The sequence below is a fragment of the Dactylosporangium sp. NPDC000244 genome (assembly GCF_040300725.1).
Lineage (GTDB): Bacteria > Actinomycetota > Actinomycetes > Mycobacteriales > Micromonosporaceae > Dactylosporangium.
This window is the reverse complement of the sequence record NZ_JBEPEH010000023.1, coordinates 106,971-132,629: the sequence shown is the minus strand read 5'-3', so window position 1 is coordinate 132,629 and position 25,659 is coordinate 106,971. Positions and strand designations below refer to the sequence as shown.

Here is a 25,659-nt window from a genome sequence, read left to right as displayed (position 1 = left end):
CCGTTCGGAGGGCCGGCCCGGACGGACGCTACGGCATGGCGGGGATCGACTCGGGGCGGTCGTCGCGGACGTACACGATCATGTCTCCGGTCTGGATCGCCGTGCCCTCGGGATCGGCCAGCGACAGCACCTTGCCCCGGCGGAACAGGGCGATCACCAGCTCCGTGAGCTCGCGCGGCGAGGAGCCGACCTCGTCGCGCCGGGCCGAGCGCATCGCGAGGGCCATCCCCTGCCCGGGCGTGAGCAGGTCCTCGACGACCTCGATGAGCGGCGGCGCGGTCGTGGACAGGCCGAGCAGCCGGCCGGCGGTCGCGGAGGAGACGATGACGTGGTGGGCGCCCGACTGGCGCAGCAGCGGCGCGTTCTCGGCCTCGCGGGCCGCGGCGATGATCGATACCTTGCCCGCGGTGAGCTGGCGGACGGTGAGCGTGACCAGGACCGACGCGTCGTCGCTGTCGGTCGCGATGATCACCGCCTTGGCCTCCTGCACGCGCGCCTCGACGAGGATGCCGGAGCGGGTGGCCGAGCCCTCGATCGCGACGAGCCCGTCGGACGTGGCCTGCCGCAGCGCGCCGCGGTCGCTCTCGACGACCACCACGCTGTTCTTGTCGAAGCCGTTCTCCAGCAGGGTGCTGACGGCCGCCCGGCCCTTGGTGCCGTAGCCGCACACGATGACGTGGTTCTTCACGCGCTTCCTCCACCGTTGCAACCTGAGGTTGGTGCGGTACTGGTCGGTCAGGACTTCGAGGGTGGTGCCGACCAGAATGATCAGGAACAGCACGCGGGCCGGCGTGATGACGAGGATGTTGACGAGCCGGGCGGACTCGGACACCGGCGTGATGTCGCCGTAGCCGGTCGTCGACAGCGTCACGACGGCGTAGTAGAAGCAGTCCAGCAGCGACAGACCGTCGTCGTTGACGTCCCGGTATCCGTCGCGGTCGATGAAGATGACCAGGACGATCGCGCAGACCAGGCCGACGGCGAGGCCGAGACGGGCACTGATCGCTCGCAACGGGCCGCGACGTACGGCTGGGAGGTGGATCACGAAATCCACCATAAGGGTCGGGTGTGACAGTTCCGCTCGTGGGTAGTCGGGCCGGCTCTGGCGACGGGAGGCGCGACATGGGCGAGCACGGTCCACGGGTGGGTGTTCTGGGCTCCTACGGCGGGTACAACCTCGGCGACGAGGCGATCCTGGCCAGTCTGCTGTCCGACCTGCGGGCCCGCCGCCCGGACGCGGACGTCCTCGTATTCTCGCGGGACCCGGACCACACCGCCGCCGAGCACCCGGGCATCGGCGTGGCAGCGTGGGAGGGCGTCGGACGGGACCGGACCGCCGAGTCCCTGGCCCGCCTCGACCTGCTCGTCCTGGGCGGGGGCGGCATCTTGTACGACACCGAGGCCCGCCGCTACCTGCGCGTCGTGAAGACCGCCCAGGAGCGGCGGGTGCCCGTGTTCACGTACGCCATCGGCGCCGGCCCGCTCACCGAGGACCTCGACTGCACGATGGCGCGCGAGGTGCTCGGCGCGGCGACGGAGCTCACGGTGCGTGACGAGGAGTCGAAGGTCGCGCTGGAGGAGGCGGGCGTGGCCGCGCCGGTCACCGTGACCGCGGACCCGGCCCTGCTGCTGCAGCCCGAGGAGTTCGACGCCGGCATGCTGCACGGCACGCTCCCGCCGGGGCGGCGCGTGGTCGGCATGAGCGTCCGCGAGCCCGGCCGGGCGGCGCAGCACCTCGATGCGGACGAGTACCACCAGCTCCTCGCCCACGTCGGGGACTTCATCGTGCACCGGCTCGACGCGGCGCTACTCTTCGTGCCTATGGAGCGCTCGGACATCCGGCACTCTCACGCCGTACTGTCGCGAATGACCGCCGCCGAGCACTGCCGCGTGCTCAACGGGCAATATCGGCCCGGCCAGATCCTCGATCTGATGCGTCACCTGGACCTCGCGGTCGGCATGCGACTGCACTTCCTCATCTTCGCGGCTCTGGCGGGTGTACCGCTGCTGGCGCTGCCGTACGCCGGCAAGGTCTTCGACTTCGCGCAACGCATCGGCGCGCCCGTTCCCCGCGGGGTCGTGCGGGAGGCGGCCGGGCCGCTCATCGCCCAGGTCGACCGGTTGTGGGACGAGCGGCCGCAGCGGCAGGAGGAGGTCTCGGCGCGGGTGGCCGGGCTGCGGCAGCGCGCGACGGAGACCGGCCGGCGGCTGGGTGCGCAGCTGGACCGCCTGGTGCCCGTCGCCGGCCGGGAGGAGGCGGTGCACGCATGACCGCGCTCGAACGGCCGAGCGGGCTGCCCGCGGTACAGCTCCCGCCGCGCTCGGCGACGCACGGCGGCCGCACGGAGGTGCTCGTCGTGGGCGGCGGGCCGGCCGGGATCGGGGCGGCGACGGGCGCGGCCGCGGCCGGGGCCGACGTCGTGCTCGTGGAGCGCTACGGGTTCCTCGGCGGCAACGCGACGGCCGCGCTGGTCATGCCCCTCATGAGCTTCCACAACGAGATGAAGCAGGCCGTGGGCGGCGACGACAACCGCCTGCTGCCGACCGACCACGGCGAGGGCGAGCCGGTCGTGGCGGGCGTCCTGTGGACGCTGCTCGATCGCCTGGTCCGCGCCGGAGGCGCCATCGCGCCGGACCCGGGCACCGGCTACACCGTGCCCTTCGATCCCGAGCTGTTCAAGCTCGTCACCTACGACATGCTGTCCGGCTGCGGTGTGCGGCTCCTGCTGCACGCCTTCGCCTCGGACATGATGCCGCTGCCCGACGGCGGCTCCCGGGTCGTGTTCGAGACGAAGTCCGGCCCGGTCGTGCTCGATGCCGATGTGGTCATCGACTGCACGGGCGACGGCGACCTCGCCGCGGCGTCCGGCGCGCCCTACGAGATCGGCCGCCCCGACGACGGCCTGACCCAGCCGATGACCCTGATGTTCCGCGTGGGCAACTTCGACCGCTCGGCGTTCCTCGGCTACGTCCACGAGCATCCCGACCAGTGGCGAGGCGTCCACGGGCTGTGGGATCTGATCCGCCAGGCGCGCGAGGCGGGCGAGCTCGACCTGCACCGCGAGGACGTGCTGTTCTTCGCCACCCCGCACCACGACGAGGTGTCCGTCAACTCGACGCGGATCGGCGGCCTGGGCATCAGCGTGTGGGACCTGACCCGCGCCGAGCTGGACACCCACCGGCAGCTGGCCCAGATCGCGCGGTTCCTCAAGGATCGGGTGCCGGGGTTCGAGGAGTCGTACGTCCTGCAGAGCGGCGTGCACGTCGGCGTTCGCGAGACCCGGCGGGTGCTCGGCGACTACCAGCTCACCGGCGAGGACGTGCTGAGCGCGCGCTCGTTCGACGACGTGATCGCGCGGGGCGCCTACCCGGTGGACATCCACAACCCCAACGGGCCCGGCACGATCCTGCGCCGCGTGCCGCAGGGGCGCTCGTACGACATTCCGCTGCGCTCCCTGCTCCCCCGCGACACCGACGGGCTGCTCGTGGCGGGCCGCTGCATCTCGGGCGACCATGTGGCGCACAGCTCGTACCGCATCATGCCGATCTCGATGGCGACCGGGCAGGCGGCCGGGGTGTGCGCCGCGCTGGCCGCCCACATCGGCAAGCCCCCGCGGGAGATCCCGGCCGCCCAGGTCCAGCGCGTTCTGCGAGCCCAGGGCGCGAGCCTTCCCGCCTGAGCCGTTCATGGCGCAAGCTGGTCCCCGTGCTGATACATCCGTGGGACGCGCCGATCGACGGGTCCGAGTGGCGACAGTGGCTGGGCGGGCACGACTTCGGGCAGCTCATCGCGCCCGGGCGGGGCCGGGACCTGCCGGTGGTGGTGCCGACCCACTTCTCGTTCGACGGCGCCGAGGCCGTGTGGCTGCACCTCGCGCGGGCCAATCCGGTGTGGGCGGCGCTGGAGGAGCACCCGCGGGCGCTGCTGACGGTGGTCGGCGAATACGTGTACGTGCCGTCGGACTGGAACGCGAAGCCGGGCACCGATCCGCGCGACGGGGTGCCGACGTCGTACTACGCGGCCGTGCAGCTCTCGTGCGACGTGCGCGTCGTCGACGACCCCGCCGAGAAGGCCGCACTGCTGCACCGCCAGCTCGCGCAGTTCCAGCCCGCGACCGAGCGCGCGCCGGTGCTGCCGTCGGACCGCAACCTGCCCGGCATTCGCGGCATCGAGCTGACGGTCACGGCGGTGGCGGGCAAGTTCAAATACGGCGGCAACCGTACGCCCGAGCACCGCCACGAACTCGCCGCGCGCCTGGCCGCGCGCAACGGGCCGATGGACGCCGGGGCCCGCGAGCACCTGCTGCGCCGGACGACCTGACCGAACCGCCTGGCCGAACCGCCCGTTTTCGGCACCCCGGGCGGGGTTGTTGGCCGAAACGAGGCTGTGCGCGCGGGCGTTATGCGTCAGGATCGATGGATGGCGTCCACGGTTTCCGAACGTACCGCTGTGCGCCGACCGGTTTCGACCGATCGGCGGGATCTCGTCGTCGCGCTCGCCACGGTCTGGCTGGCCGGCGGGTTGTTCATGGACGGTTGGGCACATTCGCACGTGCCGTCGCTCGAGACGTTCTTCACGCCGTGGCACGGGGTGCTGTACAGCGGCTATGCGGCCCTCGCGATCAGCCTCGTGCCCGCCCGGCTGTGGCGTGGGCGCCCGGAGGGGGCGGTGCGGACCTGGGTGCCGGCCGGATACGGGCTCGGGCTGCTCGGGGCGATCCTCTTCGCCGCCGGCGGGGCCTTCGACATGATCTGGCACATCACGTTCGGGATCGAGGTCAACCTCGAGGCGCTGCTCAGCCCGCCGCATCTGCTGCTGCTCACCGCCGGGTCGCTGATGATCGCGACGCCCGTGCGCGCCGCCGCCGCCAAGCGCGCCCGGCGCGACGGCCCGGCGAGCCCCGCGGGCGCGGCCGAGGTGCCGGTGCTCATCAGCGCCACGAGCGGGACCTCGGTCGCGGCGTTCTTCCTCGACTATCTCTCGCCGTTCACCGATGCCCCGGCGGCCAGCAGCGGATACGGCAACGGGCAGGCGTTCGGGCTGGCGCAGTACCTGACGTACTCGGTGCTGGTCGTCGCCGCGGTGCTGTTCGTCTGGAGCCGGCTCGGGCGGGTGCCGTTCGGGCTCGTCACGCTCGTGGTCGCGGCCGCCTCCGTGCCCAACGGGCTGTTCTCCGACTTCGAGAATCTTTCCGCGCAGCTCTGGCCGCTGCTCGGGGCCGTCCTGGCCGATCTCGTGGTCCAGGGGGTCCAGGGGGGCGTAGCCCTGCGGGCCGGGATGGTGCCGCTCGCGATCGGGGTGGTCGTGCCGCTGCTCATCTGGCCAACGCACCTCATCGGGGTGCAGCTCTCGCTCGGGGTCGCGTGGTCGCTGGAGCTGTGGAGCGGCGTCGTCGTGCTGACGATGCTCGCGGGGGCGGTGCTCGGCGGGCTGTTCCTGCCGTTCACCACCCGCGATCCGGAAACCGGCCGCTGACGATGCTCGCGGGGGCCGTGCTCGGCGGGCTGTTCCTGCCATGCACCACCCGCGATCCGGAAACCGGCCGCTGACGCCGCCGTCGGGTGAGCCGGCGGGGTGGGCGGACGAGTGCGCGAAAAGTAGAGTCGCTCGGGTGCAGGACCTGTTGCCGGAGTGGGTGGCCGTCGAGATCGCGGGGGAAGCCGACTACACGGCGGAGCTGCTGCCCGACGAGGCCGCCGGGCTCAGTGCCCGGGCCGTGGAGAGCCGGCGGCGGGAGTTCACCGCCGGGCGCAGCTGCGCGCGACGGGCGTTGTCGCGGCTCGGGGTGCACGCCAGGCCGCTCGTGCCGTCCGAGAACCGGGCGCCGATCTGGCCCGACGGGACGACCGGGAGCATCACGCACACCGCCGGCTACTGTGCCGCGGCCGTCGCCCGCCGCGACGACGTGCGGGCCGTCGGGATCGATGCCGAGCGCCGCACGATCCTGCCGCAGAACATCCGGTCCGCAATCTGCCGGCCCGAGGAGCTGGCCTGGTGCGCGGCCCGCGGCGACGAGGACTGGTGGCCGGCGGTGCACTTCTCGGCCAAGGAGGTCGTCTACAAGCTGTGGTCGCCGATCGTCGGGACCTGGCTGGACTTCCTCGATGCCCGGCTGACGATCGACGTGGAGACCGGCTCGTTCGAGGCGCAGATCCTCCCGGAGCGGCTGCGGAAGTCACCCGGCGCGCCCGCCGCGTTCCGCGGACGGTTCCACGCCGCGCCCGACCTGGTGCGCAGCGCGGGGATCGTGACCGCATGAGCACCCTGGAGCGGGCGATCACCGAGGCGGGGCTGCGGCCGCTGCCGGAGGCGGCCGCAGCGCTGCTACGGCAGGTCGGCGCGCCGCCCCGGCTCGGTGCCCATCTGCGGGCCGTGCACGACGTCGCCGTAGAGATCGTCGACTGGGTCGGCGGCGAGGTGGACGGGGCGGCAGTCCTCTTCGGCGCGGCCACCCACGACATCGGCAAGGTCCGCTTCCCCGGCGAGCTGTCCGGGTCCGGTGCACAGCACGAGCCGGCCGGGCAGCAGCTGCTCGTCGAGCTCGGCGTCGAGCCGCGCCTGGCCCGGTTTGCGGCGCTGCACGGGAATTGGCGGCGCGACGCGGCCACGCTCGAGGAGCTGCTCGTCACGCTCGCCGACAAGGTCTGGAAAGGGCGGCGCGAGGCCGGGCTCGAGGAGCAGGTCGCGCAGGTCATCGCCGGGGCCAGGGGCGAGCCGGTCTGGGCCGTGTTCATGCGCCTCGACGACGAGCTCGCCCGCATCGCGGACGGCGCCGACGCCCGACTGGCCTTCCAGTCGAGATTCCCCACGGCCTAGAACGCCTGTTCTAACCATGCCGCCACCGTACCGCAGCGGTACGACAAATCCGCCTAGGCGCGCGGCGTGTACCGCACGATCGGCTGCGTCGAACGCACCAGCTCCCGCATGTCCGCCAGGTCCGACTCGACCACCCCGAGCGCCCGCGCCTGCACCAGGATGTTGCCCAGCGCGCCGGCCTCGACGGGCCCGGCGAGGACCGGAAGACCGCAGGCGTCCGCGGTGAGCTGGCACAACAGCGTGTTCAGCGCGCCGCCGCCCACCATGTGCACCACGTCCACCGTCACCCCGGCCAGCCGCCGCGCGTCGTCGATCGCCCGCCGGTAGGCCAGCGCGAGGGAGTCGAGGATGCAGCGCGTCATCTCCGCGGGCGTCGACGGCACCGGCTGCTGGGCCGCCCGGCACGCCGCGGCGATGCGCGCCGGCATGTCGCCCGGCGCGAGGAACCCGGGATCGGTGGCGTCCACGACGCTCCGCCCGCCGGGTGCCGCCGCGGCGCCCTCCAGCAGCCCGGCGAGCGGCAGGGACCACTCCCGCATGCACTCCTGGAGCAGCCAGAGGCCCATGACGTTGCGCAGGTACCGCACCGTCCCGTCGACGCCGATCTCGTTCGTGAAGCCGGCCTCGTAGGACTCGCGGGTCAGCACCGGCGCCGGCAGCTCCACGCCGACCAGCGACCAGGTGCCGCATGAGATGTACGCGAAGTTCCCCGCACCGGGCACCCCGGCCACCGCCGACGCCGTGTCGTGCGACGCGACGACGGTGACCGGGGTGCCCGGCGACACCCCGATCGAGGTCTTGATCGTGCCCGCCGGAGCCCCGGGCGCGCGCAGGGGCGGGAACAGGGCGGCGTCGACCCCGGCGAGCGACAGCAGGCCCGGCGACCATCCGCTGCCGCCGCCGGCCGCGAGCAGTCCGGTCGTCGAGGCGTTCGTGAGCTCCGTGCCCACGACGCCCGTCAGCCGGTACGACAGCAGATCCGGCATCAGCAGGAGCGTCCGCGCCGCCTCGAGCTGCGCGCCGCCCCGGGCCGCGGCCAACTGGAAGATCGTGTTGAACGGCAGCGTGGCGATGCCGGAGGCCCGGTAGAGCTCGTAGCCGTCGAACCGGTCGGCGACCCCGTCCGTCCGCGCGTCGCGATAGTGGACGGGGTTGCCGAGCAGGGCACCGCGCTCGTCGAGCAGGCCGTAGTCCACGGCCCACGAGTCGATGCCGACCGAGTCCAGCGGGCCGGCCGCCGCCAGCCCCTCCAGCACCCCCCGGTACAACGCCTCGAAGTCCCAGCTCAGCACGCCGCCGACCCGGATCGGGTCGTTGGCGAACCGGGCCACCTCGGCGAAGGTGAGCGACGAGGACGAGACGTCCCCGACGATCACCCGGCCGTTCGAGGCCCCCAGATCGACCGCCGCGATTCTCATCGCAGGAACGCCGCCGCCACGCCCGCGTCCACCGGGATGTGCAGGCCGGTGGTGTGGGACAGCTCGCCGCCGGTCAGCACGAAGACCGCGTTGGCCACGTGCTCGGGCAGGACCTCCTGCTTGAGGATCGTGCGCTGCGCGTAGAAGGCGCCGAGCTCCGACTCGGGCACCCCGTAGACCGCGGCGCGCTGGGCGCCCCAGCCGGAGGCGAAGATGCCGGAGCCCCGGACCACGCCGTCGGGGTTGACGCCGTTGACGCGGATGCCGTGCTCCCCCAGCTCCGCCGCCAGCAGCCGCACCTGGTGCGCCTGGTCGGCCTTCGTCGCCCCGTAGGCCACGTTGTTCGGCCCCGCGAACACCGCGTTCTTGCTGGCGATGTAGACGATGTCGCCGCCGAGCCCCTGCCTGATCATGGCCCGGGCCGCCTCCCGCGCGACGAGGAACGAGCCGCGCGCCATCACGTCGTGCTGCCGGTCCCAGTCGGCCGCGGTGGTCTCCAGCAGCGGCTTCGACACCGACAGGCCGGCGTTGTTGACGACGAGGTCGACGCCGCCGAACGCGAGCACGGCCGCGTCGAGCGCGGCCCGCACGGCGTCCTCGTCGGTGACGTCCATCGTCACCGGCAGCGCCACGTCGGCCCCGCCGATCTCGCCCGCCACGGCCGCCGCCGCGGCGGCGTCGCGGTCGGCCACGACGACGCACGCGCCCTCGGCCGCCAGGCGCAGGGCGATGGCCCGCCCGATGCCGGAGCCGCCGCCGGTGACCAGCGCGATCCGGGTCGCGAGGGGCTTGGGCTTCGGCATGCGCTGGAGCTTGGCCTCTTCGAGGGCCCAGTACTCGATCCGGAACTTCTCCGCCTCGTCGATCGGCGCATAGCTCGACACGGACTCGGCCCCGCGCATCACGTTGATCGCGTTGACGTAGAACTCGCCCGCGACCCGCGCCGTCTGCTTGTTGGCGCCGAAGGAGAACATGCCCACGCCCGGCACGAGCACGATCGCCGGGTCCGCGCCGCGCATGGCCGGCGAGTCCGGCGCCGCGTTGCGCTCGTAGTAGGCGGCGTAGTCGGCTCGGTACGCCGCGTGCAGCTCGCGGATGCGTTCCTCGCTGCCGCCGCCGGGCTCCAGGACCATCGGACGCACCTTGGTCCGCAGGAAGTGATCGGGGCACGAGGTCCCGAGCGCCGCGAGCCGGGGCATCTGCGCCGATCCCACGAAGTCAAGCACCACGTCGTCATCCCGGAAATGGCCGACCTGCCGCCGGTCGGTCGACGCGAGCCCGCGCAGCAGCGGCATGAGCTCGGCCGCGAGCGCACGGCGCTCGTCGGGTTCGAGAGGAGCATGCACCTGGGAGCCGAAAGGATCGGGCCGTCCGTGTGAGGCCAGAAACGCCGTGGCGGTCGCGATGATGTCCAGCGAGTTGCGCTCGCACTCGTCCGAGGTCGAGCCCCACGCGGTGATCCCGTGGCCGCCGAGGATCACGCCGATCGCCTGCGGGTTGGCGCGTTGCACGGCGGCGATGTCGAGGCCGAGCTGGAACCCGGGGCGGCGCCACGGGACCCACAGCACGCGGTCGCCGAAGCACTCCTTGGTCAGCGCCGGACCATCGAGCGCCGTGGCCAGGGCGATCCCGGCGTCGGGGTGCAGGTGGTCGACGTGCGGGGCCTCGACGAGGCCGTGCATCGCGGTGTCGATCGACGGGGCCGCGCCGCCGCGGCCGTGCAGGCAGTAGTCGAACGCGGCGACCATCTCGTCCTCGCGCTCGACGCCCGGGTAGACCTCCACCATCGAGCGGAGGCGGTCCAGGCGCAGCACCGCGAGGCCGGACGACGTCAGCGTGCCGAGGTCGCCGCCGGAGCCCTTGACCCACACCAGTTCGACGGGGCCGCCGGTCACCGGGTCCGTGTCCGACCCCTTGGCCGACGTGTTCCCGCCGGCGTAGTTGGTGTTGCGCGGGTCGGCACCCAGCCGGTTCGACCGCGCGATCAGATCGTCAGCGGCACTCACGCGCCCCACCCCGCCTGGTTGCCGCCGACTCGCGAAGCCACAATTTCCTCCAGGTAGCCGGAGCGCTTGTACGCCCCGATCGGGTCGGGGTCGAGCCCCATGTCCTCGCGCACCGAGCGCAGCAGCGGCCGCACGTCGCTGTTGTACGCGTCCATCAGCACCTCGTTCGCGCCGAGCACGTCGCCGGCCTCCTGCGCCGCCTTCAGCGCCGCGTGGTCGACGAGCAGCGCCTTGGCCGTCGCCTCCTGCACGTTGAGCACCGAGCGGATGACCGCCTGGATCTTCGGCTCGATGTTGTGGCACTGGTCGAGCATGAACGCGATACCGCGCGAGGTGAGCGCGTCGGCGAGCACGATCTCGTGCATGATCCGGAACAGCTGGAACGGGTCCGCGGCCCCGACCATGAGGTCGTCGTCGGCGTAGAAGCGCGAGTTGAAGTCGAAGCCGCCGAGCTTGCCGGCCCGCAGCAGCATCGCCACGATGAACTCGATGTTCGTGCCGGGCGCGTGGTGGCCGGTGTCGATGACGACCTGGGCGCGCTCGCCGAGGGCGGTGCAGTGCAGGTAGGCGGTGCCCCAGTCCGGCACGTCGGTCATGTAGAACGCCGGCTCGAAGAGCTTGTACTCCAGCAGCATCCGCTGGTCCTCCCCGAGCCGCGCGTAGGTCTCCGCGAGGGCGTCGGCGAGCCGGTCCTGCCGGGTGCGCACGTCGTCCTGCCCCGGGTAGTTGGTGCCGTCGGAGAACCACAGCTTCAGGTCCCGCGACCCGGTGCGGTCCATCACGTCGACGCACTCCAGCAGGTGCCCGATCGCCTTGCGCCGGATGCCGGCGTCGGGGTTGGTGACGCTGCCGAGCTTGTAGTCGTTGTCCTGGAACACGTTGGTGTTGATGGTGCCGACCCGCACCCCCAGGTCGGACGCGTGCCGGGCCAGGTCCGCGTAGTCGTCGACGAGGTCCCACGGGATGTGCAGCGCGACGCTCGGCGCGACGCCGGTGAAGCGCTGGACCTGGGCGGCGTCGGCGAGCTTCTCGTAGGGGTCGCGGGGCACGCCCTCCTGCGCGAACACCTTGAAGCGGGTGCCCGAGTTGCCGTATGCCCAGGACGCCGTCTCGATCCGCTGATCGCGCAGCCGCGCCGCGACACGTGCCCGCGTCTCCGGGGCGAGATCGGTCATTGCAATGCTCCAAGCTGGTGCTCCAGGTTGAACACCTCGTCGAGGACGACCAAGCGCCGCCCGTGGATGAAGAACTCCGCCATCTGCGCCTCCCAGCGCGCGGACACCTCGGTGGCGTCCATGGCGGCCTGCGCGGCGGCGAGGTCGTCGGCGAGCAACGTGCCGACGAGCAGCCCGTCGTCGCGCAGGAAGAGCTGGTACTCGTGCCAGCCGGCGCCGCGCAGCGCGACGAGCATCTCCGGCCAGACGTGGGCGTGCCGGCGCCGGTACTCCTCCAGCAATTCGGGTTTCACCTGCAGCGTGAAGCAGTACCGGCGCACGACGACCCCTTAGAAGTTGAACTGGTCGATGTTGTCGGCCTTGAAGGTGTACGGGTCGCCGAGCAGCACGACGCCGTCCTTGCCGACGGTGAACTCGCCGAGCTTGCCGGCGGTGAACTTGTCGCCCTCCTTGCCCTTGAGCAGGCCGGAGGCGAGCGCGGCGCCGGCGTAGGCGGCCAGGTAGCCGAGGTCGGCCGGGTTCCACAGGGCGAAGGCCTTGACGGTGCCGTCCTTGACGTACGCCTTCATCTGGTTCGGCGTGCCGAGCCCGGTCAGCTGGACCTTGCCCTTGTACGACGAGCCGCTCAGGTAGCGGCCGGCGGCGGCGATGCCCACGGTGGTCGGCGAGATGATGCCCTTGAGGTTGGGGTGCTTGGCCAGCAGCCCCTGGGCCTCCTGGAACGACTTCTGGTCGTCGTCGTCGCCGTAGACGGTGTCGACGAGCTTGAGCTTGCTGTACTCCGGCTTCGCCAGCTCGGTCTTCATCTGCTCGATCCAGGCGTTCTGGTTGGTCGCGTTCGCCGTGGCCGAGAGGATCGCGATCTCGCCGCCGTCGGCGCCGATCGCGTCCGAGATGAGCTTGACCTGGATCTTCGCGATGCCCTCGGTGCTGGCCTGGTTGATGAACAGGTCGCGGCACTCGGGCTTGGTGTCGGAGTCGTAGGTGACGACCTTGGCGCCGTTCTGCCGCGCGTCCTTGAGCGCCCCGCAGATGGCGTCCTTGTCGTTGGCCGACACGGCGATCACGTTCGCGCCCTGCTGCGACAGGGTGTTGATGTAGCTGACCTGGGCCGACGGGCTCGCCTCGGACGGGCCGGTCTCGCTGTACGTGCCCTTGAACTCCTCGACGGCGACCTTGCCGCCCTTGTTGTCGGAGGTGTCGAAGTACGGGTTGTTGACCTGCTTGGGCAGGAAGGCGACCTTCAGCCCGCTCTTGATGGTGCCGGAGCCGCCGGCGCTCCCGCTGCTGTCGGCGGACGTCGAGGAGCCGGAGTCTTCGGCGCAGGCCGACATGCTGAACGCGAGGGCGGTCGCGACCACAGCCGCGATGAGCTTGCCTCGTCTCATGTGAATCCTTTCAACTGACGGGCGGGCGGGACTTACCTTGGGGGTGTTCGGCGAACCTTCAGGCGGGCCGTCGACGGCGCAGACGTTCCCGCGCCATGGCGACGGCGTTCGGTCCGACGACCGAGGCGATGAGCAGCGATCCGGTGACGATGGTGAGCGTGTTCTCGGGCACGGAGGCCAGCTGCAGCGCGTTGCGCAGCACGCAGATGAGCACGACGGCGCCGAGGACGCCGAGCAGGCCGCCGCGCCCGCCGAAGATGGACACGCCGCCGAGGAGCACGGCCGCGACCACGGCGAGTTCCAGGCCGTTGGCGTTGTCCGCGCGGGCGCTGGCGAAGCGGAAGGTCCAGAAGACGCCGGCCAGGGCCGACATGGTGCTCGTGGCGACGAACAGCCAGAACTTGGTGCGGCCGACGGCGACCCCGGCGAAGCGGGCGGCCTCGGCGTTGTTGCCCATCGCGTAGAGGCCGCGGCCGATCGGCGTGGCGTGCAGCACCACGGCGAAGAGCACGGCGAGGACCGCCACGACGATGATGAACCAGGGGATGGTCAGGCCGGGGATCGCCTTCGTCGAGCCGCTGGTCCACGAATCCGGGTAGTCGGAGATCGCCCGGTCGCCCAGCACGACGTAGGCGAGCCCTCGGTACAAGGCCAGCGTCCCGATCGTGACCGCGAGCGAGGGCAGCCCGAAGACCGTGACGAACAGGCCGTTGACCGCGCCCAGCACGGCGCCGAGGACCAGGCTCAGCGCCACGAGCACGGGCAGCGAGGTGACCCCGTGGGCCCACAGGTCGCCCATCACGGCGCAGGTCAGGCCCATGACGCTGGCGACGGACAGGTCGATCTCGCCGGTGATGATGACGAGCGTCAGCGGCAGGGCCACGATCGCGATCGGGATGACCTCGAGCGTCACGAACCGCCAGAAGCGCGGGCTCGCCACGCCCTCGATCGTGCTCGCGCCGATGACGACGACCAGCACGAGGGCGAGCAGGACGATCAGATCCCAGGAGCCCAGCCTGCGGATGACATTCACTGGTGTACCCCTCGCTGCAGGCTCTTGGTGACGCGCACCGACAGCGCCCGGTCCAGCCCGATCGCGGCCAGGATCAGCGCGCCGACGGCGGCCTTCTGCCAGAACGGGGTGACGCCGAGCACCGGCAGGGCGCTGCCGATGGTGGTGAGCAGCATCGCGCCCAGGGCCGCGCCGTAGACGGACCCGCTGCCGCCGAAGATCGCGACGCCGCCGACGACGACCGCGGCCACGACGTTGAGCTCCTGGCCGAGCCCGGCGTTGGCGTCGAGGGTGCCGAAGCGGGCCACGTACAGGGTGCCGGCGAGCCCGGCGAGCGCGCCGCAGGTGACGAACGCGAAGAACACCCGCCGGCCGACCGCGATGCCGGACAGCCGGGCCGCGGCGGGATCGGAGCCGATGGCGTAGAGCTCGCGGCCGCTGCGGTAGGAGCGCAGGTAGAAGCCGGCGGCGAGCACGACGACGAGGGCGAAGAGCGTCAGCAGCGGTACGCCCAGGATCGTGCGCGTCCCCATGTGCAGGAACGCGACCGGGATGTCCGCGGCGTTGATCTGCTTGCCGGTCGCCCATCGGTAGTCGATGCCGCGGAAGACGTACAGCGTGCCGAGGGTCACCACGAGCGCCGGCACCCGGGCGGCGGCGATGAGGGCGCCGTTGACCGCGCCGCACACCGCGCCGAGCGCCGCGCCCGCCACCAGCACCACCGGGATCGGCAGGCCGGGGTGGTTCAGGAAGAGCGTGCCGGTCAGGAACGCCGACAGGCCGAGGACCGAGCCGACCGACAGGTCGACGTTGCGCGTGATGACGACGATCGCCTGCCCGGTGGCCAGGATCGCCAGGATCGTGGCGCCGAGCAGCAGGTCCTTGACGCTCTGATGGGACAGGAAGCGCGGGTTGGTGATCGCCGTGATGCCGATGAGCAGCACGAGCGCGACGACGATGCCGAGTTCGCGGACGAGGAAGACGCGGTGGGTGAGCCGGGTGGCCCGGGCGGTGCGCGGCGGGGCCGGGCTGTCGACGACGGTCATCGCTCCCCCTGCCCGGTGGCGGCCAGCATCACGGACTCCTCGTCGGCTCGGGTGCGGGGGATGTCGGCGGCGAGCCGCCCTTCGTGCATCACGAGGACCCGGTCGGCCATGCCCAGCACCTCGGGCAGTTCGCTGGAGACCATGAGGACCGCGACGCCCTCGCCGGCCAGCCGGGTCAGCAGCCGGTGGACCTCGGCCTTGGTGCCCACGTCGATGCCGCGGGTGGGCTCGTCGACGATGAGCACGCGCGGCCGGGTGGCCAGCCACTTGGCCAGCACGACCTTCTGCTGGTTGCCGCCGGAGAGCGTGGAGACCGGGTCGCCGAGCCGGCCCGCCTTCACCCGCAGGCGCCCGGCCCAGTCCTGGGCGGAGCGCCGCTCGGCCCCGCCGAAGAGCAGCCCGAGCCGGGACAGCGACCAGCGCCGCGGCAGGGTGGCGTTGCGCTCGACGGACAGCTCCATCACCAGGCCCTGCTGGCGGCGGTCCTCGGGCACGAGCGCGAGGCCGGCCCCGATCGCCGCGGACGCGCTGCCCGCGCGCAGGGGCCGGCCGTCGACCAGCACCTCGCCCGAGTCGTAGCGGTCGACGCCGAAGACGGCGCGGATGACCTCGGAGCGCCCGGCCCCGACGAGCCCGGCCAGGGCGACGATCTCGCCGCTGCGGACGGTGAAGCTGACGTCGTGGAAGGCGCCCTGCCGGTTGAGGCCGCGCACCTCCAGCCGCGCCTCCCCGATCGCCGCCTCCTCCTTCGGGAACAGCTCGCCGACCTCGCGGCCGACCATGCGGCGCACGACGTCGGCGACGGTGAGCTCGTCGGCGGGGTCGGTGGAGACCCACTGCCCGTCGCGCATGACGGTGATGCGCTGGCACAGCGCGAACACCTCGTCGAAGCGGTGCGAGATGAACAGGACCGCGGCCCCGGCGTCGCGCAGCGAGCGGGCCACGGCGAAGAGCCGCTCGACCTCGACGCCGGACAGCGCCGCGGTCGGCTCGTCCATGACGAGCACCCGGGCGTCGAAGGAGAGCGCCTTGGCGATCTCGACCAGCTGCTGGTCGGCGATCGACAGGCCGCGGGCCGGGCGGTCGGGGTCCATCTGCACGCCGAGGCGGGCGAACAGCTCGGTCGCGCGGCGGCGCATCTCGGCGGTGTCGATGCGGCGGCCGGACTTCAGCGGCTGGCGGCCCATGAAGATGTTCTCGGCCACCGAGAGGTCCGGGAACAGCGTCGGCTCCTGGTAGATGACCGCGATGCCGGCCGCGCGGGCGTCGGCGGGGTTGGCGAGCACCAGCGGCTCGCCGTCCAGGCTCAGCGTTCCGGCGTCGGGGGCGTGCGCCCCGGCCAGGATCTTGACCAGCGTGGACTTGCCGGCGCCGTTCTCGCCGACGAGCGCGTGGGCCTCCCCGGCGCGCAGGTCCAGGCGCACGTCGCGCAGCGCCGCGACGGCACCGAAGGACTTGCTGACGCCCTCGAGTACGAGCACGCGGGCCCCCTTTCGAAGGGTCCTTGTGAAACGTTTCATAGACTGGTTAGAGTGACGGTAGAAGCCGAGCCCTGACGCCGTCAAGGGTTTCGATCGCGTTACCGATTTGATACACCGGACGCGGCGCACCCCAGCGCGCCAAATGCTTAACACGTTTCAGGAGATCGATGACCACCACAACGGGCATCAAAGAGGTCGCACGGCGGGCTGGCGTCTCCATCGGTACCGTCAGCAACGTCCTCAACCGCCCCGAGCTCGTCGCCACGAGCACCCGCCAGCGCGTGCTCGACGCGATCGCCGAGCTCGGCTACGTGCGCAACGACTCGGCGCGGCAGCTGCGGGCCGGGCAGAGCCGGCAGATCGCGCTGGTGGTGCTCGACGTGACCAACCCCTTCTTCACCGACGTCGTGCGCGGCGCGGAGGCGGCCGCCGAGGACCACGGCGTGATGGTCGTGGTGTGCAACAGCGGCGAGGACGCCCACCGGGAGCAGCGCCACCTCGAGCTGCTCGAGGAGCAGCGGGTGCGCGGGGTGCTCATCACGCCGGTGGACGAGGGGCCGAACTCCCGCCTCGAGCAGCTCATCCAGCGCGGCACCCCGGTCGTGCTCGTCGACCGCGGCTCGGGCCGGCACAGCCGCTGCTCGGTCGCCGTCGACGACATCCTCGGCGGCCGGCTCGCCGGGGAGCACCTCGTCGAGCAGGGGCACCGGCGCATCGCCTTCGTCGGCGGGCCCATGTCGATCGCCCAGGTCCAGGACCGCCGGGCCGGCATCGCCGAGGCCGTCGAGGGCCGGGCGGAGCTGGTCGTCGTCCCGACGCCGAACCTCACGGTCGCGGCCGGCCGGGCCGCCGCCACGCAGATCGCCTCCGGCCCGGACGGGGAGCGCCCGACCGCCGTGTTCTGCGCCAACGACCTGCTCGCCCTCGGGGTGCTGCAGGAGATGACCCAGCGCGGCCTGCGGGTGCCGCAGGACGTGGCGATCGTCGGCTACGACGACATCGAGTTCGCCGCGGCCGCCGCGGTGCCGTTAAGCTCGGTCCGGCAACCCCGCGAGCAGCTCGGCCGCACGGCGGCCGCCCTGCTGCTCGAGGAGATCGAGGACGACGGCCGGCACGAGCACCGGCACGTGGTCTTCCAGCCGGAGCTGATCGTCCGCGAGTCGAGCGGCCGCCCGCGCGGCCGTCGAAAGGGCCGGTGACCGTGCGCGTAGCACTGTTCGTCACGTGTCTGGCCGACGCGATGTTCCCGCAGGTCGGCAAGGCCACCGTGACGCTGCTGGAGCGGCTCGGGCACGAGGTGGTGTTCCCCGAGGCCCAGACCTGCTGCGGGCAGATGCACGTGAACACCGGCTACCAGCGCCAGGCCGTCAAGCTGGTCGAGCACCACATGCGCACGTTCGAGCCCTACGACGCGATCGTGGCGCCCTCGGGCTCCTGCGTGGGCTCGGTCCGCCACCAGCACGCCGCGGTCGCCGAGCGCGCCGGGAAGCGCCAGCTCGCGGCCCGGGCCGGGGAGGTCGCCAAGCGCACCTACGAGCTGTCCGAGTTCCTCGTCGACGTGCTCGGCGTGACGGACGTCGGCGCCCGCTACCCGCACCGGGTCACCTACCACCCGACCTGCCACTCGCTGCGCATGCTGCGCGTCGGGGACCGGCCGCTGCGGCTGCTGCGCGAGGTCGAGGGCATCGACCTGGTCGAGCTGCCCGACGCCGAGCAGTGCTGCGGCTTCGGGGGCACCTTCGCGCTCAAGAACGCCGACACCTCGGCCGCGATGCTCGCCGACAAGCTGCGCAACGTGCTGTCCACCGACCCCGACGTCGTCTCCGCCGGGGACTCGTCCTGCCTGATGCACATCGGCGGCGGGCTCTCGCGGATGTCGGTGGAGACTCGTCCGGTACACCTGGCGGAAATCTTGGCTTCGACATGAGCGGTCCGCAGCGGAGCGGAGGGGCCGCTCACAGGGGCGCAGGTGGCTGCTCGTGCGGCCGGAGCGAAGCGGAGGCCGCATGAGCACATTCCTGGGCATGCCCGCCGTGGCGCCGCGCGGGGTCGGGCAGCTTCGCGGCGACGAGCCCTTCCCCGCGGCGGCCCGCACGGCGCTGGGCAACGAGCAGCTGCGGCGCAACCTCGGCCACGCGACCCGCACCATCCGGGCCAAGCGGGCGGCGGTCGTCGCCGAGGTGCCGGACTGGGAGGAGCTGCGCCGGGCCGGCGAGGCGCTGAAGGCCGCGACCATGGCCCGCCTGCCCGAGCTGCTCGTCCAGCTCGAGGAGCAGGTGACGGCGCGCGGCGGGCACGTGCACTGGGCCCGCGACGCCAACGAGGCCAACGCCATCGTGGCCGACCTGGTCCGCCGGGCCGGCGCCGATGAGGTCGTCAAGGTCAAGTCGATGGCGACCCAGGAGATCGGGCTCAACGAGGCCCTCGAGGCGCAGGGCATCGCCGCGTGGGAGACCGACCTGGCCGAGCTCATCGTCCAGCTCGGGCACGACAAGCCCTCGCACATCCTGGTGCCGGCGATCCACCGCAACCGCACCGAGATCCGCGACATCTTCCTGCGCGAGATGGAGGGCGCGCCCGCCGACCTGACCGACGAGCCGCGCCAGCTCGCCATGGCCGCCCGGGCCCACCTGCGGCGCAAGTTCCTCACCGCGCGCGTCGCCGTGTCCGGGGCCAACTTCGCCGTGGCCGAGACCGGGACGCTCGCCGTGGTCGAGTCCGAGGGCAACGGCCGGATGTGCCTGACCCTGCCGCAGACGCTCATCACCGTCATGGGCATCGAGAAGCTCGTGCCCACATGGACCGATCTCGAGGTGTTCCTGCAGCTGCTGCCGCGCTCCTCGACCGGGGAGCGGATGAACCCGTACACCTCGCTGTGGACCGGCGTCACCCCCGGCGACGGCCCCCAGGACTTCCACCTGGTGCTGCTGGACAACGGGCGCACCGCGGTGCTGGCCGACGAGGTGGGCCGCTCGGCGCTGCATTGCATCCGCTGCAGCGCCTGCCTCAACGTGTGCCCGGTCTACGAGCGCACGGGCGGGCACGCGTACGGCTCCGTGTACCCGGGCCCGATCGGCGCGGTGCTGAGCCCCCAGCTCACCGGGGTCGAGGACAACGCCTCGCTGCCCTACGCGTCCAGCCTCTGCGGCGCCTGCTTCGACGCCTGCCCGGTGCGCATCGACATCCCGTCACTGCTCGTGCACCTGCGTGCCCGCCATGTCGAGGAGCACCGCGGCCCGTCGGCCGAGGCGGTCTCGATGGCCGCGATGTCGTGGGTGATGGCCCGGCCGGGCCGCTTCCGCGGCGGCGAGCGGCTCATGCGCCTCGGCCGGCTGCTCGGGCGGAAACGGGACCGGATCGGCGCCCTGCCGCCGCCGCTGTCGGCGTGGACGGCGAGCCGCGACCTGCCCCGCCCGCCGGCCCAGACCTTCCGCGAATGGTGGCGCACGCGCAATGGCTGACGACTCGCGCTCCGTGGTGCTGGCCCGCATCCGCGCCGCGCTCGGCTCCTCCCCCGCCGTGCCCGCGGTCCCGCGCGACTACCGCCCGGCCGACCCGTCCCGCCGGGGCGACCTGGACCTGCTGGTCGACCGGCTCGAGGACTACAAGGCGACCGTCGTGCCCACGACCGCCGCCGCGCTCGAGTCCGACCTGGCCGCGGCCCTGGACGGCGTGGGCCCGCTGATCGTGCCCCCGGGCCTGCCGTTCCCGGTGCCCGGCTCCACTGTGGACGACGGCTCGCTCTCGGCCGCGGAGCTGGACGCGTTCGCGGGCGTGGTCACCGGCTGCGCGGCGGCGGTGGCGGAGACGGGGACGATCGCGCTGGACGGTTCGCCGGACCAGGGCCGCCGCGCGATCAGCCTGGTGCCCGACCGGCACTTCTGCGTGGTGCGGGCGGACCAGGTCGTGCAGAGCGTCCCCGACCTGCTGGCGCGGCTGGCCCCGACCCGCCCGCTGACGCTGATCAGCGGCCCGTCGGCGACGAGCGACATCGAGCTCAACCGCGTCGAGGGCGTCCACGGTCCCCGCACGCTCGTGGTGCTGCTCGTGCGCTGAGCCGGCGCGTCAGCGGGTGCGGGCTGAGCGGCCCAGGTCGTGCAGGAGGGCGTCGAGGGTCTCGTCGTCGGCCCAGCCGCTGACCGCGAGGGTGCCGTCGGCGCCGACGGTGATCTCCAGGCGGTCCGGGGTCGCGGCCACGGCGGACGGGGGGATCCGGTCGCCGCGGTGGACGTACTCCTGGTTCGTCGAGCCGGCCCACGGGCGGGCGCGGTCGACCAGGGCGGCGACGTAGGGGCCGGCGATCAGCAGGTCCGTCGCGTCCAGCAGCGCCGCGACGTCGCCGCGGCCGTTGTGCACGGCGCGGTTCAGCTGGGCCGTCGTGTAGCCCGAGAACGTCAGGACCGAGCGGCCCTCGGCCCGCACGCCCGCGGCGAGCACGGCGAGGGGGGCGGCGTGGTCGAACGGCTCGCCGCCGAGCAGGGTCAGGCCCTCCGTGCCCGCGGCCAGGATCCGGGCCAGGACCTCCGCCGTCGGGGTCGGGGTGCCGCCGCGGAAGGTCCACAGGTGCGGGTTGAAGCAGCCGGCGCAGTGGATGGTGCAGCCCTGCACCCACAGGGCCGTGCGCTCCCCCGGGCCCTCGGCCGTCGTGCGCTCCACGAGCCGGGCCACGGCCACGGTGCCGGCTTCGACCGGCGGGCGCGGCTCAGAAGTCAAGGACACGGCCGGGGCCGCCTTGCTGGTGCGGTGCCTGGGGACGCGGGGTGCAGGTGAGCGCAGCGCGGATGCGGGCGAACTCGTGCGGTGCGAGGGCCGCGGCCGTCGCGAACTCCTCGACGGTCTGGAAGCCGCCCCGGGCCTCGCGATCCGCCACGATCCGCACGGCGCGCCCGGGGTCGAGGCCGGCCGCCTGGGCGAGCTGGGGCGCCGTGGCCGCGTTGACGTCCAGGGCCGGCGCGGGGGCGGGCGGAGTCGTGAAGGCCGGAGGTGGCGCGGGGGCGGGCGGGGCCGCGAAGACCGGGGGTGGCGCCAGCCGCGCGGGCTGCGCCTGGGGCTGGGAGGCCTCGAACCAGGGGCGGTTCGCGGCGCGCCAGCGCAGCCAGGAGCCGTTCAGGATCAGGGCGTGGACAATGCTCGCGAACCACAGGGCGAAATAGGCCACGGCGAGCGTGGTGCTCAGCTGGGAATCCTCGCCCAGGCGGTTGATGGCGACCAGGGCGGACCACGGCAGCACAAGGTACGCCACCCCGATCCCCCACCAGGCCGGACGCCGGGCGGTGATGCCGATGTAGAGGAAGCCGGTGCCGCTGAGGCAGCCCAGGCCGAGGACGACGAGCAGGACCCACCAGCTGTTGCGCAGCCGCCACCCGAAGCTAGTGGGCATCGTGCTGCTCCTGCCTGGTCGTCTGCGCCGCCGCCTCGCGGGTGTACTCGCTGTGCACCGTCTGAGCCATCAGGAGATCCTCAAGCACGGCGATGTAGTCCAGGCACGTGGAGCCGCTCATGCCCAGGGTCTCGGCGGACACCGTGCCGTCCTCCGCCACCGTCACGACGATCCGCTTCATCCGGCCCGCTCCACGGCGAAGACCAGGCGCACGGCCCGGTCCGGGGTCACCGAGCGCGACTCCAGCCGCAGGCCTGCGGCCGGGGCGCGATGCGTCAGGCGCTCGAGCACCGCGGCCTGGACCTGCCGGCCGTAGGCCGCGTCGACCGCCCGCACGATGTCCACCGCCCGCGGCTCGTCGACGTCGCCGGTGAAGTGCGCGGACCAGACCTGCCGCTCGTCGCGGACGAAGCGGGCCCGCACGCCCGCCCAGTCCGCGACGAGCGCGTCCCCGTCGGGCGTCACCGCCGCCCGGGTGTCCCGCAGGGCGGCCGCGAGCAGGCCCTCGTCGCGCATCCGGGTCTGCACCTCGCACACGGTCGCGTCCTTGCCCTTCGTGAGGCCGGCGTGGGCCGCGGCGGCGGCGATCGCCAGCGGCAGGAGAATCAGCGAAACGCTCATCGTCAGACCTCGATCGTGCGTCCGTGCGTGCCCAGCACGGGGATGGGGGCGGTCGGCGGCTCCTCGCCGGGGTCCCAGTCCTCGGCGGCCGTCGCCGCCACGGCGCGGGTGCGGGCCCAGTCCCGGATCGCGTCGAGCTTCTCGGACTGGGTGACGCTCAGCGGTACCGTCGCCGCCGTCGCCCGCAGCAGGTCCTCCAGGTGCAGGGGGCGCCGCTCGGAGAACGCGTCGAAGAGCGCCGCGACGACCGCCTGCTCGATCTCGGCGCCGGAGTAGCCGTTCGACACCGTGCACAGCTCGCGCAGCAGGTTGTCGTCGACGTGCAGCGCGCCCTGGACCGCGGGCCGGGTCAGCCGCCGGCGCAGGTGCACGGCCCAGATGGAGGCGCGCTCGGACCGGCTGGGCAGGTCCACGAAGAAGATCTCGTCGAAGCGGCCCTTGCGCAGCAGCTCCGGCGGGAGGCGCTCGATGTCGTTGGCGGTCGCGATGACGAACACCGAGCCCGTCTTCTCCTGCATCCAGGTCAGGAACGTGCCGAAGACCCGGTTGGTCGTACCGCCGTCGTTGGACGCGCTCGCCGCGAAGCCCTTCTCGATCTCGTCGACCCACAGCACGCACGGGGCGCTGGCCTCGGCGGTACGCAGCGCGGCCCGCATGTTCTGCTCGCTGGAGCCGATCAGGCCGGAGAAGACGCGGCCGATGTCCAGCCGCAGCAGCGGCAGCCCCCAGGCGGCGGCGACGGCCTTGGCGGTCAGCGACTTGCCGCAGCCGGGGACGCCGGTGATGAGCACGCCCTTCGGGGCGGGCAGCCCGTACTCGGCGGCGGCCGCCAGCCAGGTGTTGTCCCGCTTGGCCAGCCAGCGCTTGAGGTTCTCCAGCCCGCCGACCTGGTCGAGGCGCACCTCGGCGTCGACGTATTCGAGGACCCCGGCCTTGCGTACCGCCTGCCGCTTCTCCTCGTGCACCACGTCGAGGTCGTGCAGGTCGAGCACGCCGTCGTTGACCATCGCGCGGGCGAACGCGTTCTCGGCCTCGTTGAGCGTGAGCCCGGTCGCGGCCTTGGCGAACTTCTCCCGGCCGACGGGGTCGAGCTCGATGCGGATCCGCCCACCGGCGGCGTTGCCCGCGATCATCGCCTCGAGCACGCCGCGGATCTCGGCCTCGGTCGGCAGCGGGAAGTCGACGATCGTGATGTCCTTCTCCAGGTCCGGCGGGATCCGCAGGACCGGCGCGACGATGACGAGCGTCCGGGGCACCGCGCCGGCCTTGAACGCCGCGGCGATGTCCCGCAGCCGGCGCACCACGCTGGGCAGCACCGGCACGTCCCCGCCGAGGGAGTTGTGCAGGTCGCGGAACACGAACAGGCCCGGCTGCTGGATGCGCAGAACCGCGTCGAGGGCGTTGTCGGGCTCGGTCGTGTACTGCGTGGCGACCCCGTCGGGCTGCAGCAGCCCGCTCGTCGCCGACCAGGTCCACACCGGCCGCGGGGTGCGCACGAGCGCGGCGTCGCCGCAGACCGCGGCGAGCTCGGTGAGCACGCGGTGCTCCTCGTACGACTCGACGTACAGGACCGGGAACCTGGCCTTCAACAGCTGCGCCAGATCGTGGCGGAAACCGGTCACCGGGCTACCCTCTCCTTACGTTTGTCAGATCGCACCCGACCCTAACCGCGGCGGGGAGATCAGAAGAGTCCGCTGGTTGCCGCCAGACCTGTCAGAAACGCGCCACCGGCCAGCATTGTCATCACCCACGCCTGGGCGCGCAGTGCCCGGCGGAACGCGGGACGCTCGGCGGGCAGCGCGAACACGCGGGCCGGCCAGTGCCGCCAGCTGACGTTCGCGAAAATGACGGCGGCCAGGAGGTACACCGGCAGCAGGTAAAACATTCTCGCCAGCGCCGCGGTGACGAGCAGCCCGGCGATCAGCGGCACCACTTTCCACCGGTTCCCGTGGGCCATGACCAGCAGAAAGTCCTCGTATTCGCCATCCCGCCCGGCGAAGAAGCGCTCGGCCTTGGGCTGCACCACGAGCAGGCTGTAGCCCATCGCCCCCGCCCACGCGGCGGCCAGGGCGAGATGGACGGTCGTGAAGAGCGCGATCACGCCCCTATTTTGCTGCCCGGCCTATTTCGCTGGCCGGTACGCCCAGTGCCACGGTTCCCGCGGTGTCGTCTCGGCGAATCCGAAGCGCCCCGCGTTCTGCCGCATCCACGTCTGGGCCTTCCCGTCGAGGTCGAGGTCCACGGCCATGCCCCAGCCGTGGTCGCTGGTCCCCGGCTTGGCGGCGAGCCCGCCCTGCGAGTAGAGGCCCTTGCGCTTGGCGAGGTCGACCTGCTCGGCGAAGGGCCGGTACGAGTCGGTGATCCCGATGTTCACCCCCTGCTGCCGGGCCGCGCGCATGAGCGCGTCGAGGCTCGACGCGGCCGGCCCCCACAGCCGGTGCCCGGCGCCGCCGACCTGCTGCAGTGCGTTCTCGGGGATCTTGCCGTTGCCGTACTTCGCCAGCTCGACCGGCACCCCCTCCGGCGTACGCGCGGTGCGCAGCGTCGTGTCGAGGGTCTGCTGAAACGACTCGGCACCGGCCGGGCTCGGCGTCGCCTGCGGGCGGAAGGCGGCAATCTGGGAGCGGATCTCCGCCATGCGGGTCGCGATCCCGCCTACTCCTGTGACCTCCACATCGCAACCATCGGCCACCCGAACCGCAACCTTTACGGCTTTGCCCCGGCAAGTCGGGCACTCCGCGCCGGTGGCCCGGCTCGGTCGCGCCTCCCCCACGGGGAGCATGACCGCGCCGCGACTCGGCATGCGCGCGTTCCTCGATGCCGGCGGCTGGGGTGAATTTTGGCCCGCGGGATGTGACGAGCGCGTCGAGGGTTGCGATTGTTCGGACGGACCGGCAGGTGCCACTGTTGCGCGATGCTCGACGATTCCGGCGGGGTCGGACGAGGGCTGTGCCGGGGTGTTCTCTGCGGAGCCGTGGATGCGGCGCAACTTCTCCGCATGCCGTCTCACCAGCCCCCGGTCGCGCCGCCGCTGCGCCTCCTTCCGGAACTCATCCTTCCCCGGCCACCAATTCTTGGCCTTCGTCCGATCCCGCATAGCAGCCAATTCCCGCGAACTGAACAACTGCATCTGCCCCATACGAACAATTGTCCCAGAATACGACCGAAACCTCGATCCCGACCACACCCCAGCACAAATGGCGAACATATTGGAACCGGGACCACCGAATGATGACCCGTACAGACCCGGCGGATTCGAGACGGCCGAGAGGAATGCCCAGTGAGCAACGACGCCACTGGACCACGCTTACTCAT

26 protein-coding genes are annotated in these 25,659 nt (G+C 72.5%); 10 read left to right on the top strand and 16 right to left on the bottom strand.

Annotated features, from left to right (window positions below):
* Window positions 1-28: 28 nt before the first annotated feature.
* Window positions 29-1,045, bottom strand: a complete 1,017-nt coding sequence (locus ABT369_RS31155; protein ID WP_350617370.1) for a potassium channel family protein — start codon at window positions 1,043-1,045, stop codon at window positions 29-31.
* A gap of 77 nt (window positions 1,046-1,122) precedes the next feature.
* Here ABT369_RS31155 and ABT369_RS31150 point away from each other — a divergent pair, with 77 nt between their 5' ends.
* The 6 genes from ABT369_RS31150 to ABT369_RS31125 all read left to right on the top strand — a co-directional run bounded on the left by ABT369_RS31150 (window position 1,123) and on the right by ABT369_RS31125 (window position 6,817).
* Entirely contained in the window at window positions 1,123-2,271 is a 1,149-nt protein-coding gene (locus tag ABT369_RS31150) for a polysaccharide pyruvyl transferase family protein (RefSeq protein ID WP_350617368.1), read from the top strand.
* On the top strand, window positions 2,268-3,680 hold the full coding sequence (locus ABT369_RS31145; protein ID WP_350617366.1) for an FAD-dependent oxidoreductase: 1,413 nt from the start codon (window positions 2,268-2,270) through the stop codon (window positions 3,678-3,680). The genes ABT369_RS31150 and ABT369_RS31145 overlap by 4 nt, the downstream gene beginning before the upstream one ends.
* Window positions 3,681-3,706: 26 nt before the next feature.
* Window positions 3,707-4,321, top strand: a complete 615-nt coding sequence (locus ABT369_RS31140; RefSeq protein ID WP_350617364.1) for an FMN-binding negative transcriptional regulator — start codon at window positions 3,707-3,709, stop codon at window positions 4,319-4,321.
* A 129-nt stretch (window positions 4,322-4,450) separates the two neighbouring features.
* Entirely contained in the window at window positions 4,451-5,476 is a 1,026-nt protein-coding gene (locus ABT369_RS31135) for a hypothetical protein (protein ID WP_350617362.1), read from the top strand.
* 136 nt (window positions 5,477-5,612) lie between these two features.
* Window positions 5,613-6,260: a 4'-phosphopantetheinyl transferase family protein gene (locus ABT369_RS31130; protein WP_350617360.1), complete on the top strand. Its 648-nt coding sequence runs from the start codon at window positions 5,613-5,615 to the stop codon at window positions 6,258-6,260.
* Entirely contained in the window at window positions 6,257-6,817 is a 561-nt protein-coding gene (locus ABT369_RS31125) for an HD domain-containing protein (RefSeq protein ID WP_350617358.1), read from the top strand. Before ABT369_RS31130 ends, ABT369_RS31125 begins: the two co-directional genes overlap by 4 nt.
* A 53-nt stretch (window positions 6,818-6,870) precedes the next feature.
* Here the strand turns inward: ABT369_RS31125 and ABT369_RS31120 are convergent, their stop codons facing one another.
* The 8 genes from ABT369_RS31120 to ABT369_RS31085 are packed head-to-tail and all read right to left on the bottom strand — an operon-like array spanning window position 6,871 to window position 16,343.
* Window positions 6,871-8,235, bottom strand: coding sequence for a rhamnulokinase (locus ABT369_RS31120; protein WP_350617356.1), 1,365 nt, complete (start codon window positions 8,233-8,235; stop codon window positions 6,871-6,873).
* Window positions 8,232-10,241 carry a bifunctional aldolase/short-chain dehydrogenase gene (locus ABT369_RS31115; RefSeq protein WP_350617353.1) on the bottom strand — a complete coding sequence of 670 codons (2,010 nt, stop codon included), beginning with the start codon at window positions 10,239-10,241 and terminating at the stop codon, window positions 8,232-8,234. Before ABT369_RS31115 ends, ABT369_RS31120 begins: the two co-directional genes overlap by 4 nt.
* The gene (gene rhaI / locus ABT369_RS31110) at window positions 10,238-11,416 is read right to left on the bottom strand and encodes an L-rhamnose isomerase (protein ID WP_350617351.1); all 1,179 of its coding nucleotides are present in this window, start codon (window positions 11,414-11,416) and stop codon (window positions 10,238-10,240) included. The genes ABT369_RS31115 and rhaI overlap by 4 nt, the downstream gene beginning before the upstream one ends.
* A complete protein-coding gene (locus ABT369_RS31105; protein WP_350617348.1) occupies window positions 11,413-11,736 on the bottom strand; it encodes an L-rhamnose mutarotase in 324 nt (107 codons plus the stop codon). The genes rhaI and ABT369_RS31105 overlap by 4 nt, the downstream gene beginning before the upstream one ends.
* A 9-nt stretch (window positions 11,737-11,745) precedes the next feature.
* Window positions 11,746-12,804: a rhamnose ABC transporter substrate-binding protein gene (gene rhaS, locus ABT369_RS31100; protein ID WP_350617345.1), complete on the bottom strand. Its 1,059-nt coding sequence runs from the start codon at window positions 12,802-12,804 to the stop codon at window positions 11,746-11,748.
* 58 nt (window positions 12,805-12,862) lie between these two features.
* Window positions 12,863-13,837 (bottom strand): ABC transporter permease, encoded by a 975-nt coding sequence (locus tag ABT369_RS31095; protein ID WP_350617343.1) that lies wholly within the window; start codon window positions 13,835-13,837, stop codon window positions 12,863-12,865.
* The gene (locus tag ABT369_RS31090) at window positions 13,834-14,862 is read right to left on the bottom strand and encodes an ABC transporter permease (RefSeq protein WP_350617340.1); all 1,029 of its coding nucleotides are present in this window, start codon (window positions 14,860-14,862) and stop codon (window positions 13,834-13,836) included. The genes ABT369_RS31095 and ABT369_RS31090 overlap by 4 nt, the downstream gene beginning before the upstream one ends.
* On the bottom strand, window positions 14,859-16,343 hold the full coding sequence (locus ABT369_RS31085) for a sugar ABC transporter ATP-binding protein (protein ID WP_350617339.1): 1,485 nt from the start codon (window positions 16,341-16,343) through the stop codon (window positions 14,859-14,861). Before ABT369_RS31085 ends, ABT369_RS31090 begins: the two co-directional genes overlap by 4 nt.
* Before the next feature lie 167 nt (window positions 16,344-16,510).
* On the opposite strand from ABT369_RS31085, the gene ABT369_RS31080 reads away from it, so the two are divergent.
* The 4 genes from ABT369_RS31080 (at window position 16,511) to ABT369_RS31065 (ending at window position 20,399) form a co-directional block, all read left to right on the top strand.
* On the top strand, window positions 16,511-17,542 hold the full coding sequence (locus ABT369_RS31080) for a LacI family DNA-binding transcriptional regulator (RefSeq protein ID WP_350617336.1): 1,032 nt from the start codon (window positions 16,511-16,513) through the stop codon (window positions 17,540-17,542).
* Between the two features lie 2 nt (window positions 17,543-17,544).
* Window positions 17,545-18,270: a (Fe-S)-binding protein gene (locus ABT369_RS31075; RefSeq protein WP_350617334.1), complete on the top strand. Its 726-nt coding sequence runs from the start codon at window positions 17,545-17,547 to the stop codon at window positions 18,268-18,270.
* Between the two features lie 79 nt (window positions 18,271-18,349).
* On the top strand, window positions 18,350-19,804 hold the full coding sequence (locus tag ABT369_RS31070) for a LutB/LldF family L-lactate oxidation iron-sulfur protein (RefSeq protein WP_350617331.1): 1,455 nt from the start codon (window positions 18,350-18,352) through the stop codon (window positions 19,802-19,804).
* The gene (locus ABT369_RS31065; RefSeq protein ID WP_350617329.1) at window positions 19,797-20,399 is read left to right on the top strand and encodes a LutC/YkgG family protein; all 603 of its coding nucleotides are present in this window, start codon (window positions 19,797-19,799) and stop codon (window positions 20,397-20,399) included. The genes ABT369_RS31070 and ABT369_RS31065 overlap by 8 nt, the downstream gene beginning before the upstream one ends.
* Before the next feature lie 9 nt (window positions 20,400-20,408).
* Here ABT369_RS31065 and ABT369_RS31060 read toward each other — a convergent pair whose 3' ends face one another.
* Genes ABT369_RS31060 through ABT369_RS31030 form a run of 7 tightly spaced genes read right to left on the bottom strand, consistent with a single transcriptional unit; the run spans window position 20,409 to window position 25,018 of the window.
* On the bottom strand, window positions 20,409-21,062 hold the full coding sequence (locus ABT369_RS31060) for a 4Fe-4S single cluster domain-containing protein (protein ID WP_350617327.1): 654 nt from the start codon (window positions 21,060-21,062) through the stop codon (window positions 20,409-20,411).
* Window positions 21,046-21,723: a ComEA family DNA-binding protein gene (locus ABT369_RS31055; RefSeq protein ID WP_350617325.1), complete on the bottom strand. Its 678-nt coding sequence runs from the start codon at window positions 21,721-21,723 to the stop codon at window positions 21,046-21,048. Before ABT369_RS31055 ends, ABT369_RS31060 begins: the two co-directional genes overlap by 17 nt.
* Window positions 21,713-21,904 carry a DUF2997 domain-containing protein gene (locus ABT369_RS31050; RefSeq protein WP_350617323.1) on the bottom strand — a complete coding sequence of 64 codons (192 nt, stop codon included), beginning with the start codon at window positions 21,902-21,904 and terminating at the stop codon, window positions 21,713-21,715. Before ABT369_RS31050 ends, ABT369_RS31055 begins: the two co-directional genes overlap by 11 nt.
* The gene (locus ABT369_RS31045; RefSeq protein ID WP_350617321.1) at window positions 21,901-22,344 is read right to left on the bottom strand and encodes a hypothetical protein; all 444 of its coding nucleotides are present in this window, start codon (window positions 22,342-22,344) and stop codon (window positions 21,901-21,903) included. The genes ABT369_RS31050 and ABT369_RS31045 overlap by 4 nt, the downstream gene beginning before the upstream one ends.
* A gap of 2 nt (window positions 22,345-22,346) precedes the next feature.
* Window positions 22,347-23,966 carry a Ycf46 family AAA ATPase gene (locus ABT369_RS31040; RefSeq protein WP_350617319.1) on the bottom strand — a complete coding sequence of 540 codons (1,620 nt, stop codon included), beginning with the start codon at window positions 23,964-23,966 and terminating at the stop codon, window positions 22,347-22,349.
* A gap of 59 nt (window positions 23,967-24,025) precedes the next feature.
* Entirely contained in the window at window positions 24,026-24,445 is a 420-nt protein-coding gene (locus tag ABT369_RS31035) for a hypothetical protein (protein ID WP_350617316.1), read from the bottom strand.
* Between the two features lie 21 nt (window positions 24,446-24,466).
* The gene (locus tag ABT369_RS31030; protein WP_350617314.1) at window positions 24,467-25,018 is read right to left on the bottom strand and encodes a M15 family metallopeptidase; all 552 of its coding nucleotides are present in this window, start codon (window positions 25,016-25,018) and stop codon (window positions 24,467-24,469) included.
* Window positions 25,019-25,659 lie beyond the last annotated feature (641 nt).

Coding starts and splice junctions, on each gene's coding strand:
- ABT369_RS31125 (WP_350617358.1), top strand. CDS start 6,257: ATGAGCACCCTGGAGCGGGCGATCACCGAGGCGGGGCTGCGGCCGCTG.
- ABT369_RS31150 (WP_350617368.1), top strand. CDS start 1,123: ATGGGCGAGCACGGTCCACGGGTGGGTGTTCTGGGCTCCTACGGCGGG.
- ABT369_RS31090 (WP_350617340.1), bottom strand. CDS start 14,862: ATGACCGTCGTCGACAGCCCGGCCCCGCCGCGCACCGCCCGGGCCACC.
- ABT369_RS31065 (WP_350617329.1), top strand. CDS start 19,797: ATGGCTGACGACTCGCGCTCCGTGGTGCTGGCCCGCATCCGCGCCGCG.
- rhaS (WP_350617345.1), bottom strand. CDS start 12,804: ATGAGACGAGGCAAGCTCATCGCGGCTGTGGTCGCGACCGCCCTCGCG.
- ABT369_RS31070 (WP_350617331.1), top strand. CDS start 18,350: ATGAGCACATTCCTGGGCATGCCCGCCGTGGCGCCGCGCGGGGTCGGG.
- rhaI (WP_350617351.1), bottom strand. CDS start 11,416: ATGACCGATCTCGCCCCGGAGACGCGGGCACGTGTCGCGGCGCGGCTG.
- ABT369_RS31080 (WP_350617336.1), top strand. CDS start 16,511: ATGACCACCACAACGGGCATCAAAGAGGTCGCACGGCGGGCTGGCGTC.
- ABT369_RS31120 (WP_350617356.1), bottom strand. CDS start 8,235: ATGAGAATCGCGGCGGTCGATCTGGGGGCCTCGAACGGCCGGGTGATC.
- ABT369_RS31045 (WP_350617321.1), bottom strand. CDS start 22,344: ATGAGCGTTTCGCTGATTCTCCTGCCGCTGGCGATCGCCGCCGCCGCG.
- ABT369_RS31145 (WP_350617366.1), top strand. CDS start 2,268: ATGACCGCGCTCGAACGGCCGAGCGGGCTGCCCGCGGTACAGCTCCCG.
- ABT369_RS31055 (WP_350617325.1), bottom strand. CDS start 21,723: ATGCCCACTAGCTTCGGGTGGCGGCTGCGCAACAGCTGGTGGGTCCTG.
- ABT369_RS31050 (WP_350617323.1), bottom strand. CDS start 21,904: ATGAAGCGGATCGTCGTGACGGTGGCGGAGGACGGCACGGTGTCCGCC.